The following is a 15,264-nucleotide window of genomic DNA, read 5'->3' as shown; positions in this document are numbered from 1 at the left end:
ATAATGGCCATTTCCCGCTTAATTGTTGAAAAATTTAGAAATTTAAATGCCGTGGATCTTGAATTTGATCACGGCTTTAACTTTTTAGTCGGCAATAACGGCAGCGGAAAAACGAGCTTATTAGAAGCAATTTTTTATCTCGGGCATGGGCGCTCTTTTAAAAGTGCGGTCGCAAATCGCATCATTTCTTACGACGAACCTCATTTCACGCTTTTTGGCCAAATTCAAGAAAGTCAGCATCAATGGTCTGTCGGCTTACAAAAACTTCGTCAAGGTAATACTATTGCAAAAATAAACGGTGAAGACGGCAATAAAATTGCCGATCTCGCTCACCTTTTACCCATGCAATTAATTACGCCTGAAGGACTTACCCTATTAAACGGTGGGCCAAGTTTTCGACGTGCATTTTTAGATTGGGGCTTATTCCACCACCATAATAGTTTCCATTCCTCTTGGGTTGCCTTAAACCGTTTATTAAAACAACGAAATGCCGCACTCAGTCAAAATCAGCTTTATTCTGCAATAAAAATATGGGACATTGAATTAGCTAAATTAGCCCACCAAGTGAGTGATTGGCGCGCTGAATACGCAGAGGCCTTACGCCCAGAAATTGAAAAAACCTGCCAGTTATTTTTACCTGAATTAGAGATTACTGTTAGCTTTCATCAAGGCTGGGAGAAAGAGACAGAATATGGTGAATTATTGGCGCAAAACTTTGAGCGAGATAAAGCCATTGGCTATACGGTTTCTGGTCCACAAAAAGCCGATTTCCGTTTTAAAGCCAATGGACTCCCCGTGGAAGACGTACTCTCTCGTGGTCAATTAAAATTATTGATGTGTGCGCTACGTTTAGCCCAGGGGGAGCATTTAATGATTCAAAAACAGCGTCATTGTATCTTTCTAATTGATGACTTTGCCTCTGAGCTGGATCAACATAAACGTGCGCTTCTAGCTGAACGCTTGCAACAAAGTGGATCTCAAGTCTTTGTTACTGCCATCACTCAAGGCCAGCTCAAAGAGATGCAAGTGGGAAAAGGAAAATTATTCCAAGTGGATACCGGTAAGATCACCGAATTGCAACCATAAAAAATAATCCGATCGGTTTAAGGATCGGATTACGTTTAAAACAATGCTATTTTTGACCGCACTTTAGTTTGGTTTCCATTCACCATTCAATACGGTACCTATCACATCATAATCTTTTGTGAATACCGCCAAGTTTGCTACTTTTCCAGCTTCAACTGAGCCTAAACGGTCATCTACGCCAATCGCTCTTGCTGGGTAAAGGTTACTCATGCGAATTGCTTCCGCTAATGGAATTTCTACATACTCTACAGCATTCTTAATAGATTCCATCATGGTAATTGATGCACCCGCAATCGTACCATTTGCATCGTAGCAACGACCTTCTTTTACATAAATTGGTTTTCCTACAAAAGTGAAAGTTTCCAATTCAGGTGGTGCACCTGCAGCAGCAAGAGAATCGGTTACAATGCAAAGTTTGTCACCTTTCGCTTTTTTATCTAAGCGAACGTTACCAAAATTCACATGCACGCCATCTACAATAATCCCCGTGTAAACATCGGAATCTAACACTGCGCCAACTACGCCCATCGCACGTCCTGAACTGATCGGTGACATCGCATTATGCAAGTGTGTCGCAAAGGTTGCCCCTTTATGAAAGGCGGCTTTTGCTACTTCATAAGTCGCATTAGAATGACCTATAGATACGATAATCCCCGCTTTTACAAAGTCAGGAATATATTGCACCGTTGGGTTTTCAGCGGCAATGGTCAGTTTGGTGATAACATCCGCGTTATCACATAAGAAATCTTTCATCTCTGGCGTCGCTTCACGGATATATTCTGGGCGGTGTACGCCTTTTTTCTCAAGACTTAAATAAGGGCCTTCAATGTGTAAGCCAAGCGCTTGATTTTTATACTTATTCAAATACTCACGCATAATATTTACTGCGCGTTTAATATCTTCATCTGGTGCAGTAATAAACGTTGGTAAGAAACTGGTACAGCCTGATTTCAAATTAGTGGCTTGCATAATTTCTAATGTTTCCACGCTTGTTTGATCGTTAAACATCACGCCGCCACAGCCATTTAATTGCAAATCAATAAAACCTGCAGTGAGATTATGACCTTTTAAATCAATGGTTTTAATCCCGCTTTCTAATTCGCTTTGTGGAATAACGGATTGAATATATTCCCCTTCAATAACCACTGCATAATCTCTTAACACTTCATTTTTCGTGTAGATTACGCTGTTAATTAATGCATACTTCATCATACCTTCCTAAAATCAAATTAAAATTAACCGCACTTATAATACACTATGAATCGCACGACCTTCCAATTCAGTAAAATATTTCACTGTTTTGACTTTCAATTCTTGCAATGCTGGCTCATCACATACCAAAACGAAATGACGATGAAGCTGTAAAGCACTCACTGTCCAAAGGTGATTAATACTGCCCTCTACGGCTGCTTGTACGGCTAAGGCTTTATTATGACCCGTTGCTAAAATCATCACTTCTTCTGCATCAAGTAATGTCCCTACACCGATTGTTAAGGCATATTTTGGTACTTGATTTACGTCATTATTAAAGAAACGAGAATTCGCGATAATAGTATCTGGCGTTAAAGTTTTAATACGGGTACGCGAACTTAAAGAAGACGCAGGTTCATTAAAGGCAATATGGCCATCAACACCTACACCCCCCATAAATAAATGAATCTTGCCGTAAGATTTAATTTTTTCTTCATAACGACGACATTCTTCATCATGGTCATTGGTATTACCATTCAAAATATTGATATTTTGCGGTTGAATATCAATATGATTGAAGAAATTATTATGCATAAAGCTGTGATAACTTTCTGGATGTTCTTTTGGTAAACCCACATATTCATCCATATTAAAGGTCACCACATGTTTAAAACTCACTTCTCCCGCTTGATTTAACTTAATCAATTCTTGATAGGTCTTAAGTGGCGTACCACCTGTTGGTAAACCTAATACAAAAGGACGTTCTGCGGTAGGTTTAAAATGATTAATTCGATCAGCAATATGACGCGCCGCCCAACGGCTGACTTGTTGTTCATTGTTCAGAGGAATGAGACGCATAATAACCTTCCTTATCGGTACCACACAGACATTCTTTCCTCCCCGCTATAGAGAGAGGAAAGAAGTAAGTGCGGTCACTTTTCCATTAATTTATAAATATTTTGCTTTTAACTCTTTCGCTTTCGCTAATTGCTCTGGCGTCGCCTTCGCTGTCATTGGCTCACGGCAATAACCTGCATCCACGCCATCTAGTTTCAATAACTCTTTGATAGTGAGATATAAGCCATTCGCTAAAATGCCTTCGATAAGGTCATTGGTCACGTGTTGAACTTGAAGGGCATCAGCCAATTTACCTTGTTTGGTTAATTCAAAGATTTGTCTTGCGCGTACACCATTAACGTTGAATGTACTACCGATCGCACCATCCACGCCTAAAGAGACTGCAGGTACCATCATTTCATCAAAACCAGCCCAAATGAGGTGATTTGGATAAGCTTTTTTCAAACGTTCTAATAAATAGAAGTCCCCAGCGGTAAATTTCACACCAAGCACTTTCGGGTTTTTATAAAGTTCGCCGAATTGCTCAATACCCATGTTCACACCTGTTAAGAACGGAATTGAGTACACGATCATGTTATTGCCTGTTTCCGCAATAATGGTGTCGTAGTAATGTTTAATTTCAGGGAAGCTGAATTTGTAGTAGAACGGAGTTACCGCAGAAAGACTGTCATAGCCTAATTCCGTTGCATATTTACCTAATTCCACTGCTTCATGTAAATTCACGCTACCCACTTGTGCGATTAACGCTACTTGGTCTTTTGCTTCATCTTTCGCGATACGGAAAATTTGTTTTTTCTCTTCCGTAGAAAGCATGAAGTTTTCACCTGTTGAGCCGCCTACATATAAACCATCAATTTTCATCTTATCAATGTTATAGCGAATAATCTCGCGCAAGCCTTTTTCATTGATAGAGCCATCTTCATTGAATGATACTAATAACGCACTAAAAATACCTTTTAAGTTACGCATTTTTCTCTCCTATTTAATACGTTGTTCTAAAATGACATTTAATGTTTTTTGCTTTATTTTGACCGCACTTTCCTGTGATGCCTGTACCAATAAAGCGTAAATTAAATCTAATACAAATAATTGAGCAATCTTCGTGCCGATAGAGTCGCCTTGTAACTTGCCTTGCTTATTGCCATTCACTAAAACCAGATCGGCATATTCAGTGATTGGAGAACGCAAGCTGTGTGTAATCGCAATGGTTTTGGCGCCATTTTCTTTGGCGATTTTCATGGTATGAGTGGTTTCTTGAGAATAACCGGAATGGCTCAAACCAATTGCCACATCTTTTTTCGTCAATAAAGATGCCTGCATATACATAAAATGGTTGTTACCTGTCGCATCCACTTGCACACCGATACGCATTAGTTTATTTTTGGCATCTTCCGCAGTAATACCCGATGTGCCCACACCAAATAAAAAGACACGATTTGCTTGCTGAATGGCTTTTACTGCCTCTTCCAACTGCTCAAAATCTAATAAATTAATGGTTTCATCCATCACGTTATTGATGGCAGATTTCAGCTTATGTGCAATATTCAAGGAGTTATCAGAATCGGTAATATCTGAATCTAATACGGTGTTATCTTTGCCATCTTTCGTCGCAAGCTCGATGGATAATTCCAATTTAAAATCACTAAATCCTTTAAAGCCGAGAGTACGACAAAAACGCACAAAGGTCGCTTCCCCAACTTCTAAATGAGCCGCAATTTCAGCTAGAGGACATTGCACCGCAAGATCAGGATTCAATAAAATCGCATCCGCAATTTTCTTTTCAGTTTTCGTTAAACTGCGATATAACGAGCTGATGGTATTTAAAATATTGCCATTTTTAGCCATAAACCACTCCCGTATTTTTTGCTTGTAATAAGCAATCTTTTACCCAGTAAGCTGCACCAATCAAGCCAGCATCTTGCCCGAATTTAGCACTTTCTAATTCACAATGATAAACAGCAGGAAGTTCACTTAATAAAGATTGAACCAACGGTAAATAACCTTCTGCTAATCCGACACTACCGCCAACTACGACTTTCTGCATATCTAACCCAATCTTCAAATCTGCAATTAAATTCGCGATGGTTTGAGCTGAACGTGTGACAAGTGCAGTTGCTTTTTCATCATTTTGACGAAAACGTGCAAAAACTTCTTTCGGATCACAAGGATCATCCCATTGAGAAGAAACTGCTTCAATAGCTCGACCTGATGCAATGGCTTCGACACAACCACGGCGACCACAGCCGCAAACGGGGCCATTAGGATCGGCCAAAGTATGACCTATATGCCCTGCAATGCCGTTTGGCTCAGTGAGCAAACGATGATTTAAAATTAAACCGCCACCTACGCCTGTGGAAACCGTAATAAAGGTAAAGTTTTGCACATCATCAGGATTTTGTAGTTGATACTCTGCATAGGCTGCAGCTTGCACGTCATTAAGCAACCCAATAGGTTTATCAGTATGCTGCGCAATGCTGTCTTTTAGCGGAAATTGGGCTAATCCACCCAAGTTTTTTGGGTTAAGTGCAGTCAGAATGCCTTGATTAATAATGCCCGTTGAAGCAACGGCAACATAATCAAACTGTCCTTCATATTCTTTTAGCAACTGAGCAAGAGTTTGATGCATGGCTTGCGCGGCATCATCTTGTGGCGTGGAAATCTGTTTTCGTTGCTCAATTTCGCCATTTTTCACAATAGCAGAAGCAATTTTCGTGCCACCAATATCTAATGCCAAACAACGCTGTAATGCTTGACCACTATCCACTGTTAATGACATCTCTTCTTCCTTTATTTTTTTGCTGAATGAATGGCTTTAGCAAACCAGCTTACAATATGCTCTAAACGCGTTAATGCAGAACCAACTGTCACGCAATAAGCACCAATTTCAATTGCTGTTTTCGCCAACTCAGGGGTGTTATAACGTCCTTCCGCCATGACACGACAGCCTGCGGCTTTCAAATCTTTGACTAATTGATAATCCGGTTCTTCCGGCACAGCGCCACCTGTATAGCCTGACATCGTACTCCCCACGATATCAAAACCCAATTTTTGGCAGTACAAGCCTTCTTCTAAATTCGAACAATCCGCCATAGCCAAACAGCCTAATTCGTGGATTTTTTTGACCGCACTTTCAATATCTACCGGTCTAGGGCGATTTGTTCCATCCACAGCAATAATATCTGCACCCGCTTTCGCTAAATCTTCAATATCATGCAAAAATGGGGTAATTCGCACTGGGCTGTCAGGTAAATCTCGTTTCACAATACCAATAATCGGTACATTCACGGTAGGGCGTGTTGCTTTGAGATTTTCTACGCCCTCAATGCGCAATCCGGCTGCGCCACCAATAACAGAAGCCTGCGCCATCGCCGCCACGATTTCTGGTTTATCCATCGGGCCGTCATCGACAGGCTGACAAGAAGCAATAAGACCAAATTTGATTTTATCTAAGACTTCATTATGTGATAATTTCGACATATAAACTCCTATGTTAGACAGTAACACTTGGTGTCCTTTTGGCTCTTTCATCATTATAATAAAACATACGCCATAAAAAAATATTTTTTGAAGTTTAATTTCAAAATTTGTGATCGGCTTCTCAAATTTAAGATAAAGTGACAACATCTATACAAAATATTTTTTTTTACTTTAAAATATGAAGTAATACTTCATTACTTATAATATAAATAGGAGAAAAAAATGAATGTGTTAGGTTATGCGCAAAAAATTGGGCAGGCCTTAATGGTACCTGTCGCTGTTTTACCAGCAGCTGCTGTACTGATGGGTATCGGTTATTGGCTTGACCCTGATGGCTGGGGTGCAAACAGTCAACTTGCTGCATTTTTAATTAAATCAGGCGGTGCTATCATCGATAACATGGGCCTGCTTTTTGCCGTTGGCGTTGCTTTCGGTTTATCTAAGGACAAACATGGTTCCGCTGCGCTTTCAGGTTTAGTAGGTTACTATGTGGTAACCACTCTACTTTCACCTGGCAGTGTTGCTCAGCTACAACATATCGATGTAAGTGAAGTGCCCGCTGCTTTCGGGAAAATCAATAACCAATTTATTGGGATTTTGATCGGGGTGATTTCGGCTGAACTTTATAACCGCTTCTATCAAGTAGAATTGCCAAAAGCGCTTTCCTTCTTTAGCGGAAAACGTCTCGTGCCGATTGTTGTATCTTTTGTCATGATGCTTCTCAGCTTCGTATTACTTTACATCTGGCCATATATTTTCGGCGGTTTAGTATCATTCGGTGAAAGCATTAAAGATTTAGGTGCAGTTGGTGCGGGTCTTTATGGTTTCTTCAACCGTTTACTCATTCCGGTTGGCTTACACCACGCATTAAACTCTGTATTCTGGTTTGACGTGGCCGGTATCAACGATATTCCAAACTTCTTAGGTGGTGCTAAATCACTTGCTGAGGGTACTGCAACAGTTGGTGTAACCGGTATGTATCAAGCCGGTTTCTTCCCTGTCATGATGTTCGGGTTACCGGGTGCGGCATTAGCGATTTACCTCAGTGCTAAACCAAGCCAAAAAACGAAAGTTGCATCCATTATGCTTGCGGGTGCATTTGCCTCATTCTTTACTGGTATCACTGAACCATTAGAATTCTCTTTCATGTTTGTTGCGCCAGTGCTTTACTTCATCCACGCGGTATTAACCGGTATTTCCGTCTTTATCGCGGCGACAATGCATTGGATCGCAGGCTTCGGTTTCAGTGCAGGTCTTGTGGATATGGTGCTTTCATCACGCAACCCATTAGCGGTTGAATGGTATATGCTCATCGTACAAGGCTTAGTATTCTTCGTGATTTACTACGTGGTATTCCGTTTTGCAATTAAAGCGTTCAACTTAAAAACATTAGGTCGCACAGAAGAAGCGGAAGAAACGACTGCAGCACAACCAGCTGCAAGCCAATCTCGCGAAGAAAGAGCGGTCAAATTTATTGATGCTTTAGGTGGTGCAGATAACTTCAAAAATATTGATGCTTGTATCACTCGCTTACGTTTGAGCTTAGTGGATCAACACAAAATTAATGAAGAACAGCTTAAGTCTCTTGGCGCAAAAGGTATCGTGAAAATCGGTAACGATGGCTTACAAGTGGTTCTCGGCCCTGAAGCTGAACTTGTGGCAGAAGCCATGAAACAAAAAGTAAAATAAAATACACCAAATGAAATACCGACTCATAAATGGGTCGGTATTTTTTTGCCAAAAATAAAGTAAAAAATGACCGCACTTTAACCGAGAATTTCTCGTTTGAAGTGATTTTGATGAATGTTTGAAAATTGAAGATTGTTTTGAAGGGTGGTGGAACTAAGCAGAATTGGTCTTAACAGCAAGTGGCTTACTGCATCGCATCCCTGCGGGATTTCTACCTAGCCCACCATAGATTTAAAGCATCTCTGGGGTTCCAGTCTGCGATATAAAATTAAAAGATTAAGTATCTTTTAAAAGCCACTTATTATATTCAGGAGACCAATCCTGACTTCCAAACAAACCACGTTGGAAGGCAGTATTATGATAGAAGTCTTCCGCAATTTTGTCAATTAAGATATTGCACTAAAAGAAGTATTTTTTCGCTTTTCGTATAAAAATTAACAAAGACATTTCAACTATCACATCAATGTAACAAAAACAAAATAACCGTCTGATTAGAGACGGTTATTTTTGCTATCTTGTGCCATAAACCACAATGGTTTTGCCGTGTGCATGAATGAGATTTTGATCTTCCAGCATCTTAATGATTCGCCCTACGGTTTCACGCGAACAGCCTACCATCTGACCGATCTCCTGACGTGTAATTTTAATCTGCATACCATCAGGATGCGTCATAGCTTCAGGTTGTTTTGCTAAATGCATAAGCGCCTGAGCAATACGTCCTGCCACATCCAAAAAGGCCAAGTTTGTCACTTGTCGCGATGTATTTTGCAGGCGTTTTGATAACTGAGCGGTAAGGAACATTAAAATCTCAGGATTAATTTGAATCAGCTGACGATATTTTTTATAGGAAATTTCTGCAATTTCACAAGGCGTTTTCGTTTTCACCCAAGCAGAACGTTTCGAGCCTTCATCAAATAAACCTGCTTCACCAAAAAATTGTCCAGCACCTAAATAAGATAAGATCATCTCTTTGCCTTCATCATCTTTCGATGAAACCATCACGGTTCCTTTAATTAAGAAATATAAAATATTGGCATCTTCACCCGCATGAATTAAGGTCGATTTTGCTGGATATTTATGTAAATGACAGTGAGTAAGGAACCAATCCAGAGCAGGATCTCGCTGCTGATCATCGTCCTGCGGCTTTTGTTCTTCTAATAATTCGACATTTTCTGACATATAAGCTCCTATTGATTTATTTTAGAAATTCCATTTTATCTTTTATATCAATGGATTCATGTAACTCTGACCAAACAATCACTGCACTTCCATTGTGAATCTTGTTTAGTAGGTGTTGTTTTTTTTGTTCTAAAGAAAATTCGTGTGAACCATAATCGGTACCTTCTCTAAGTACCACACTTTCCACAATATTTTCTAAGGTTTCTGTTGGCAATTCTTGCCACGGAATAATCATATATTTATCAACTAAAGTCAATTAAGCAAAAAGTGGTTCAAGAAAACGCCATTGCTGTTCAAAACTTTGATTTGCACCTAAACGGAAGTTTGTACGAACATAACGCATAAACTGCCCTTCACAAAGCGTCACTAAATGCCCCGCAATAATACGTTCATCCACGTTAAAACCCCGCCCTTCGCGTAATTTTCGCATTTGTAAAATATTCACAAATTGCATTTCAAGACGATCAAAAAATTGAGCGACACGAGCCTGTAAAAGCGGCTCTTCAAACATCAATGCATGTCCGGTCAAAATACGTGTCAAACCAGGGTTTTTACGCGCAAAGTCGAGAATCATCTGCATAATGTCACGCACACGATTCATCGTATTGGTTTCATTGCGAATCGATGTGGTAATACGGCTAAATAAATTCGCTTCGATATTATCGATCAACGCTTCAAACATTTTGGTTTTACTTGGGAAGTAACGATAAAGTGCAGCTTCTGACACCCCCACTTCTTCCGCTAAACGCGCCGTCGTCATCCGCTCCATTCCGCGTTCAGAATGCAGCATATGGGTAAGCACCGTCAACACTTGTTGACGACGTTCTTTTACCGTGCGTTTTTCGATTTTTGGCGGTTTGATTTCCGCCGCAATCTCATCAACTTCAACGAGAGATAATTGTTCTACCATAGTTTATTTTTTACCTGAATGACCAAAACCGCCCTCACCGCGTTCAGTTTCGGTAAATTCACTAACAATATTGAATTCAGCTTGTACTACTGGCACAAAGACTAACTGCGCAATACGATCACCAACTTCAATTTTGAACGGTTCATGGCCACGATTCCATACAGACACCATTAATGGACCTTGGTAATCTGAATCAATTAAGCCCACTAAGTTACCTAATACGATACCGTGTTTATGACCTAAACCAGAACGAGGCAGAATTACCGCTGCAAGGTTCGGATCGGCAATATAAATTGAAAGACCTGTTGGGATAAGTTTAGTTTCGCCTGGTTGAATTTCAATGCCCGCTTCAAGCAATGCACGTAAATCCAAACCTGCTGAACCTTCAGTTGCATAGGTTGGTAAAGGAAATTCATTGCCAATACGGCTATCTAAAATTTTTACATCAATTTTTTTCATGCTTATTTATCCTTTAAAAGAAATCTGTCATATAAAAGTGCGGTCACAAAATCTAACGAATTTTTAGCCTATTTTATTTGTGATAATGCTCAACAATTTCTGTGACTAACACTTCTGCCAATTTATTTTTGTCAGCCAACGGCAACGCTTTTTCGCCTGTTTTCCAAAAGATCTGCAAAGCATTTTGATCTTGTCCGAATACTTGTCCACCCGATACATCATTGGCACAAATCATATCTAAATTTTTTCGTTGAAGTTTGCTCTTCGCATATTCAGCAACATTTTGCGTTTCAGCTGCAAAGCCTACGACAAATGGACGATCTTTTTCTAAACTTGCGACACTTGCGATAATGTCTGGATTTTTCACCAATTTAAGAGAAAGCTCATCGTTATCATTGGTTTTCTTAATTTTTTGCTCAGCAACTTCCGCGACTCGATAATCTGCCACTGCAGCACAGCCAATAAAGATACAATTTTTGACCGCACTTTCAAGAGAGGCTTGCCACATTTCATGGGCAGTTATCACATCAATACGATGAACATTCTTCGGCGTAGCCAAATTAACAGGACCCGCAATTAAGGTGACATTTGCCCCACGTTTGGCAAAGGCCTCGGCTATCGCAAAGCCCATTTTGCCTGAGCTGTGATTAGAAATATAACGAACAGGATCGATAGCTTCACGCGTTGGACCTGCCGTAATGGTAACGCTTAAATCGGCTAAATCTTGGTAAACGGCAAAAAGTGATTGAAGCGATTCAAAGATTTCAGTGGGTTCTGACATTCTGCCTGCGCCCACATCGCCACAAGCCTGAAAGCCGCTATTAGGTCCCACAAAATGAATACCTCGCGCAGAAAGGGCGGTTAAATTTTGTTGTGTAATCGCCTGACGGTACATCTGTTGATTCATCGCTGGAGCGAGCAAAATAGGCGCACTTGTCGCAAGACAAATCGTACTGAGTAAATCATTTGCCATTCCAACGGTTAAACGCGCAATAAAATCGGCACTGGCTGGTGCAATGACAATCGCATCAGCCCATTTGGCTAGCTCAATGTGCCCCATAGCTAATTCGGCTTGAGGATCGAGTAAAGATTGAGAAACCGCATGGCCTGAAATGGCTTGTAGCGTTAAAGGCGTGACAAATTCAGCGGCGGCAGGTGTTAAAGCCACTCGAACTTCTGCGTTAGATTTGCGTAACAAACGGATAAACTCAATGGTTTTATAGGCGGCTATGCCCCCTGTAATCCCGACAACAATACGCTTTCCGCTCAAGCTCATTTGCTACTCCGCTACGACTTAATAGAATGGATATGTTTTTGTGTGTTAGTACTTAACAACTTAAGGTCGCCTATTTTACTTCAAATTTCACCAATAAAAAATTTTATTTTTGTGATCGCTGTTCCAAAAATAAAACTGACTTCTCGCAAAGATTCAAAACATCATGAAAATTGACCGCACTTTTTTCTTTTCATCATATTAATATGCAAACAAATTCTCCTTTAATGCCTCGCGAAAAATTGTTGAAATTCGGTGTTGAAGCCCTAGAGGATCACGAATTACTTGCTATTTTTCTACGAACAGGGATTAAAGGTTGCCCTGTCATGGAATTATCACATAACGTGCTGCAACATTTTGGCTCTCTTCGAACCTTATTAAGTGCTGATAAAGAAGCCTTTTGCAAAGTAAAAGGATTAGGCATTACGCAGTTTATTCAACTGCAAGCCACCACAGAAATGACAAAGCGTTATCTGAAACAAGAATTGCTGATAGAGCACGTATTTAGCGACACATCCACGGTAAAACTTTATCTTCAAGCAGAGCTTCATCACGAAGAACGTGAAATTTTTATGGTGTTATTTTTAGATAATCAACATCGCTTAATTAAAAAAGAACGGTTATTTTTAGGCACAATTAATGTGACGAATGTTTATCCACGTGAAATCATTAAAGAAAGCCTTTACTGCAATGCTGCCGCCTTAATTCTAGCTCACAACCACCCTTCTGGTCTGGCAGAACCAAGCTATTCTGACAAAATGATCACACAAAAAATTATTGAGGCTGCTGAGTTAATGGATATTCGTATTTTGGATCATTTTATTGTCGGCAAAGGCACTTGTTATTCTTTTGCAGAGCATAATCTGTTATAGTTTTAGGGAATTTGATGATTTTTTTATCGTTCATTTCCATTTAAAGACGGAAAAATCGCTTTTAGACTTGAGAAATGAAAATAAAGTCAGTATAATTTGCGACCTTTAATATAGTAAGTGGGTCGGATACTGCGACCTGACGAGGAAGCAAGCTTAGTTTTAAGCTTCATTATCCGAACCATAAGCTCGAGCTTATATTTAAATTATTGGAGATTATTATGTCTAGAGTTTGTCAAGTAACAGGCAAGCGTCCAGCTGTGGGTAACAACCGCTCACACGCGTTGAATGCGACACGTCGTCGTTTTCTTCCAAACCTTCACACTCACCGTTTCTGGGTTGAAAGTGAAAACCGTTTCGTAACCTTACGTTTAACTGCGAAAGGTATGCGTATTATCGATAAAAAAGGCATTGATGCAGTGTTAGCTGAAATCCGTGCTCGTGGCGAAAAAATCTAAGGAGCTAAAACATGGCAGCTAAAGGCGCTCGTGAGAAAATCCGTTTAGTTTCTACAGCAGAGACTGGTCACTTCTACACAACTGATAAAAACAAACGTAATATGCCTGAAAAAATGGAAATCAAAAAATTTGATCCAGTAGTGCGTAAACACGTTATCTATAAAGAAGCAAAAATCAAATAATTTTGCTGATTTGAAAAAAGCCCGACATTGTTCGGGTTTTTTTATATCACAAATTCATTACCGAGATTATCTATGCCTGAACTTCCTGAAGTCGAAACAGCCCTACGCGGTGTCACTCCCTATTTAAAAGGTTTTACCATCGAAAAAATTGTAGTGCGCCAACCACAATTACGCTGGGTTGTCTCTCCTGAATTAACAACGCTCAAAAACGTCAAAATTTTAGATACTTCTCGTCGTGCGAAATATCTCATTATTCATACAGAAAAAGGTTACATCATTGGTCATTTGGGGATGTCTGGCTCCGTTCGAATTGTGCCGCACGATAGTCCTATTGATAAACATGATCACCTTGATATTGTGATGAATAATGGCAAATTACTACGTTATAACGACCCGAGACGCTTCGGTGCATGGTTATGGACAGAAAGTTTAGATGACTTTCATCTTTTTCTAAAACTTGGTCCTGAACCGCTTTCAGATGAATTTAATGCTGAATACCTTTTTAAGAAATCACGCAAAAAATCGACCGCACTTAAAACCTTTTTAATGGATAATGCTGTCGTCGTGGGTGTAGGAAATATTTATGCCAATGAAACGCTCTTTTTATGTGGTTTACACCCAATGAAATTAGCCGAAAATCTTACTCGGAACCAATGTGCCTTACTCGTTGAAACGATTAAAAACGTATTAGCGAAAGCCATTACACAAGGTGGTACAACATTAAAAGATTTCTTACAACCTGATGGTCGCCCTGGTTATTTTGCCCAGGAATTATTAGTGTACGGAAACAAAGATAAGCCTTGCCCTAAATGTGGCACTAAGATTGAAAGCATGATTATTGGGCAACGCAATAGCTTTTATTGCCCTCATTGTCAGAAAAAGAAATAGGCGTGATACACGCCTATGTTTTAGAAAAAAGTACTCCAGAAATGAGAAATTGGCATGGCAAGGAAAAGAGCCGGCAGCATATTCGCCACATGGAACATTTGGATATTACAAATGCGAAAGCCCGCCGCAATCATTAGCATACCGCCTACCGCAGCAAAATCACCTCGCATTTCAGGTGTCACAAAAGGAATAATAAACACCGCAGAATAAGCTAAAATCACTTGAACCAATGTTTGTGGCACAAAAATACTTGCCACAGAAATGCCGAGTGATGTGGCAAAGATCATCGCCGTGAAAAAATCTAAAAAGGATTTCACAATGAGGATATCAAAATTACCACTCATCCCCTCATTCATCGCCCCAAAAATACCCGTTCCACTAAATGAAAACAAAACTACAATCGCAACAAATTTAGATAAGAACTCTTCTTGGCTACTCATGCTACTTGGCTTATCAGGGAACATTTTTTCAACAAGGCCTTTGGCTGATGATGCCAGTTTATTGATCCCCTGTTCCAATAAAAGCAACTCGCCAATTATCGTCCCTAATAACAGCGATAAAATCATTGCCGGCATATTGGTGGTTTTCGCCACCATCACAATACCCATGCCCATCGAGCACAAGCCAAAGATTAAGGTTAGATTAGTGCGTAAACGTTCTGGAATGCGCCCACCGAGCACCGCACCGATAACTGCACCACTGATAATCGCTAGTGCGTTGATATAAGGTCCGATAATCATATTCT

Annotated in this window: 18 protein-coding genes; 6 read left to right on the top strand and 12 right to left on the bottom strand. The window is 40.0% G+C overall.

The genetic code is table 11. The annotated features are described in order from the left end of the window. Positions 1-3 precede the first annotated feature (3 nt). Entirely contained in the window at positions 4-1,086 is a 1,083-nt protein-coding gene (recF, locus tag DPV81_RS06920) for a DNA replication/repair protein RecF (RefSeq protein WP_111387482.1), read from the top strand. Between the two features lie 63 nt (positions 1,087-1,149). Here the strand turns inward: recF and nagA are convergent, their stop codons facing one another. The 6 genes from nagA to DPV81_RS06890 all read right to left on the bottom strand — a co-directional run bounded on the left by nagA (position 1,150) and on the right by DPV81_RS06890 (position 6,612). Next, the gene (gene nagA / locus DPV81_RS06915; RefSeq protein WP_111387480.1) at positions 1,150-2,295 is read right to left on the bottom strand and encodes an N-acetylglucosamine-6-phosphate deacetylase; all 1,146 of its coding nucleotides are present in this window, start codon (positions 2,293-2,295) and stop codon (positions 1,150-1,152) included. 36 nt (positions 2,296-2,331) lie between these two features. Beyond that, complete coding sequence (gene nagB, locus DPV81_RS06910) at positions 2,332-3,135, bottom strand: glucosamine-6-phosphate deaminase (protein WP_014064021.1); 804 nt, start codon at positions 3,133-3,135, stop codon at positions 2,332-2,334. 90 nt (positions 3,136-3,225) lie between these two features. Beyond that, the gene (gene nanA / locus DPV81_RS06905; protein ID WP_005695560.1) at positions 3,226-4,104 is read right to left on the bottom strand and encodes an N-acetylneuraminate lyase; all 879 of its coding nucleotides are present in this window, start codon (positions 4,102-4,104) and stop codon (positions 3,226-3,228) included. Between the two features lie 9 nt (positions 4,105-4,113). Further along, a complete protein-coding gene (locus tag DPV81_RS06900; protein WP_014064022.1) occupies positions 4,114-4,980 on the bottom strand; it encodes a MurR/RpiR family transcriptional regulator in 867 nt (288 codons plus the stop codon). Then, on the bottom strand, positions 4,973-5,911 hold the full coding sequence (locus DPV81_RS06895; RefSeq protein ID WP_111387478.1) for an N-acetylmannosamine kinase: 939 nt from the start codon (positions 5,909-5,911) through the stop codon (positions 4,973-4,975). The genes DPV81_RS06900 and DPV81_RS06895 overlap by 8 nt, the downstream gene beginning before the upstream one ends. 11 nt (positions 5,912-5,922) lie before the next feature. After that, positions 5,923-6,612 (bottom strand): N-acetylmannosamine-6-phosphate 2-epimerase, encoded by a 690-nt coding sequence (locus tag DPV81_RS06890; protein WP_049372873.1) that lies wholly within the window; start codon positions 6,610-6,612, stop codon positions 5,923-5,925. 222 nt (positions 6,613-6,834) lie between these two features. Between DPV81_RS06890 and nagE the strand changes: the two genes are divergently transcribed. Continuing rightward, entirely contained in the window at positions 6,835-8,301 is a 1,467-nt protein-coding gene (nagE, locus tag DPV81_RS06885) for an N-acetylglucosamine-specific PTS transporter subunit IIBC (protein ID WP_111387476.1), read from the top strand. Positions 8,302-8,811: 510 nt separating this feature from the next. Here nagE and crp read toward each other — a convergent pair. The 5 genes from crp to coaBC form a co-directional block, all read right to left on the bottom strand. Next, on the bottom strand, positions 8,812-9,480 hold the full coding sequence (gene crp / locus DPV81_RS06880; protein WP_049364966.1) for a cAMP-activated global transcriptional regulator CRP: 669 nt from the start codon (positions 9,478-9,480) through the stop codon (positions 8,812-8,814). A gap of 16 nt (positions 9,481-9,496) precedes the next feature. After that, the gene (locus DPV81_RS06875) at positions 9,497-9,715 is read right to left on the bottom strand and encodes a YheU family protein (RefSeq protein ID WP_005695554.1); all 219 of its coding nucleotides are present in this window, start codon (positions 9,713-9,715) and stop codon (positions 9,497-9,499) included. Positions 9,716-9,736: 21 nt separating this feature from the next. After that, positions 9,737-10,390: a nucleoid occlusion factor SlmA gene (gene slmA, locus DPV81_RS06870; protein ID WP_005698358.1), complete on the bottom strand. Its 654-nt coding sequence runs from the start codon at positions 10,388-10,390 to the stop codon at positions 9,737-9,739. 3 nt (positions 10,391-10,393) lie between these two features. Next, positions 10,394-10,849, bottom strand: coding sequence for a dUTP diphosphatase (gene dut / locus DPV81_RS06865; protein ID WP_111387474.1), 456 nt, complete (start codon positions 10,847-10,849; stop codon positions 10,394-10,396). A 73-nt stretch (positions 10,850-10,922) separates the two neighbouring features. Then, positions 10,923-12,125, bottom strand: a complete 1,203-nt coding sequence (gene coaBC, locus DPV81_RS06860; protein WP_111387472.1) for a bifunctional phosphopantothenoylcysteine decarboxylase/phosphopantothenate--cysteine ligase CoaBC — start codon at positions 12,123-12,125, stop codon at positions 10,923-10,925. Positions 12,126-12,328: 203 nt separating this feature from the next. Here coaBC and radC point away from each other — a divergent pair, with 203 nt between their 5' ends. The 4 genes from radC (at position 12,329) to mutM (ending at position 14,519) form a co-directional block, all read left to right on the top strand. Then, on the top strand, positions 12,329-12,994 hold the full coding sequence (gene radC, locus DPV81_RS06855) for a RadC family protein (protein WP_111387470.1): 666 nt from the start codon (positions 12,329-12,331) through the stop codon (positions 12,992-12,994). Positions 12,995-13,212: 218 nt separating this feature from the next. Continuing rightward, positions 13,213-13,449: a 50S ribosomal protein L28 gene (rpmB, locus tag DPV81_RS06850; RefSeq protein WP_005599762.1), complete on the top strand. Its 237-nt coding sequence runs from the start codon at positions 13,213-13,215 to the stop codon at positions 13,447-13,449. Positions 13,450-13,460: 11 nt separating this feature from the next. Further along, on the top strand, positions 13,461-13,631 hold the full coding sequence (gene rpmG, locus DPV81_RS06845; RefSeq protein ID WP_005613503.1) for a 50S ribosomal protein L33: 171 nt from the start codon (positions 13,461-13,463) through the stop codon (positions 13,629-13,631). A gap of 72 nt (positions 13,632-13,703) precedes the next feature. Continuing rightward, positions 13,704-14,519 (top strand): DNA-formamidopyrimidine glycosylase, encoded by an 816-nt coding sequence (gene mutM, locus DPV81_RS06840; protein ID WP_111387468.1) that lies wholly within the window; start codon positions 13,704-13,706, stop codon positions 14,517-14,519. Positions 14,520-14,539: 20 nt separating this feature from the next. Here mutM and DPV81_RS06835 read toward each other — a convergent pair whose 3' ends face one another. Further along, the gene (locus DPV81_RS06835; RefSeq protein WP_111387466.1) at positions 14,540-15,259 is read right to left on the bottom strand and encodes a DUF554 domain-containing protein; all 720 of its coding nucleotides are present in this window, start codon (positions 15,257-15,259) and stop codon (positions 14,540-14,542) included. Between the last annotated feature and the right edge of the window lie 5 nt (positions 15,260-15,264).

Origin of the sequence: Haemophilus parainfluenzae, assembly GCF_003252795.1 — a bacterium.
Lineage (GTDB): Bacteria > Pseudomonadota > Gammaproteobacteria > Enterobacterales > Pasteurellaceae > Haemophilus_D > Haemophilus_D parainfluenzae_K.
Note: the sequence above shows the minus strand (reverse complement) of the source record. Positions and strands in the feature narration are given on the sequence as shown.

What these genes read in the sequence shown, in the direction of transcription:
- nanA (WP_005695560.1), bottom strand. Translation starts at nt 4,104, where the DNA reads ATGCGTAACTTAAAAGGTATTTTTAGTGCGTTATTAGTATCATTCAAT.
- DPV81_RS06875 (WP_005695554.1), bottom strand. Translation starts at nt 9,715, where the DNA reads ATGATTATTCCGTGGCAAGAATTGCCAACAGAAACCTTAGAAAATATT.
- nagB (WP_014064021.1), bottom strand. Translation starts at nt 3,135, where the DNA reads ATGCGTCTCATTCCTCTGAACAATGAACAACAAGTCAGCCGTTGGGCG.
- dut (WP_111387474.1), bottom strand. Translation starts at nt 10,849, where the DNA reads ATGAAAAAAATTGATGTAAAAATTTTAGATAGCCGTATTGGCAATGAA.
- nagA (WP_111387480.1), bottom strand. Translation starts at nt 2,295, where the DNA reads ATGAAGTATGCATTAATTAACAGCGTAATCTACACGAAAAATGAAGTG.
- mutM (WP_111387468.1), top strand. Translation starts at nt 13,704, where the DNA reads ATGCCTGAACTTCCTGAAGTCGAAACAGCCCTACGCGGTGTCACTCCC.
- recF (WP_111387482.1), top strand. Translation starts at nt 4, where the DNA reads ATGGCCATTTCCCGCTTAATTGTTGAAAAATTTAGAAATTTAAATGCC.
- DPV81_RS06900 (WP_014064022.1), bottom strand. Translation starts at nt 4,980, where the DNA reads ATGGCTAAAAATGGCAATATTTTAAATACCATCAGCTCGTTATATCGC.
- slmA (WP_005698358.1), bottom strand. Translation starts at nt 10,390, where the DNA reads ATGGTAGAACAATTATCTCTCGTTGAAGTTGATGAGATTGCGGCGGAA.
- coaBC (WP_111387472.1), bottom strand. Translation starts at nt 12,125, where the DNA reads ATGAGCTTGAGCGGAAAGCGTATTGTTGTCGGGATTACAGGGGGCATA.
- radC (WP_111387470.1), top strand. Translation starts at nt 12,329, where the DNA reads ATGCAAACAAATTCTCCTTTAATGCCTCGCGAAAAATTGTTGAAATTC.
- crp (WP_049364966.1), bottom strand. Translation starts at nt 9,480, where the DNA reads ATGTCAGAAAATGTCGAATTATTAGAAGAACAAAAGCCGCAGGACGAT.
- DPV81_RS06895 (WP_111387478.1), bottom strand. Translation starts at nt 5,911, where the DNA reads ATGTCATTAACAGTGGATAGTGGTCAAGCATTACAGCGTTGTTTGGCA.
- rpmG (WP_005613503.1), top strand. Translation starts at nt 13,461, where the DNA reads ATGGCAGCTAAAGGCGCTCGTGAGAAAATCCGTTTAGTTTCTACAGCA.
- DPV81_RS06890 (WP_049372873.1), bottom strand. Translation starts at nt 6,612, where the DNA reads ATGTCGAAATTATCACATAATGAAGTCTTAGATAAAATCAAATTTGGT.
- nagE (WP_111387476.1), top strand. Translation starts at nt 6,835, where the DNA reads ATGAATGTGTTAGGTTATGCGCAAAAAATTGGGCAGGCCTTAATGGTA.
- DPV81_RS06835 (WP_111387466.1), bottom strand. Translation starts at nt 15,259, where the DNA reads ATGATTATCGGACCTTATATCAACGCACTAGCGATTATCAGTGGTGCA.
- rpmB (WP_005599762.1), top strand. Translation starts at nt 13,213, where the DNA reads ATGTCTAGAGTTTGTCAAGTAACAGGCAAGCGTCCAGCTGTGGGTAAC.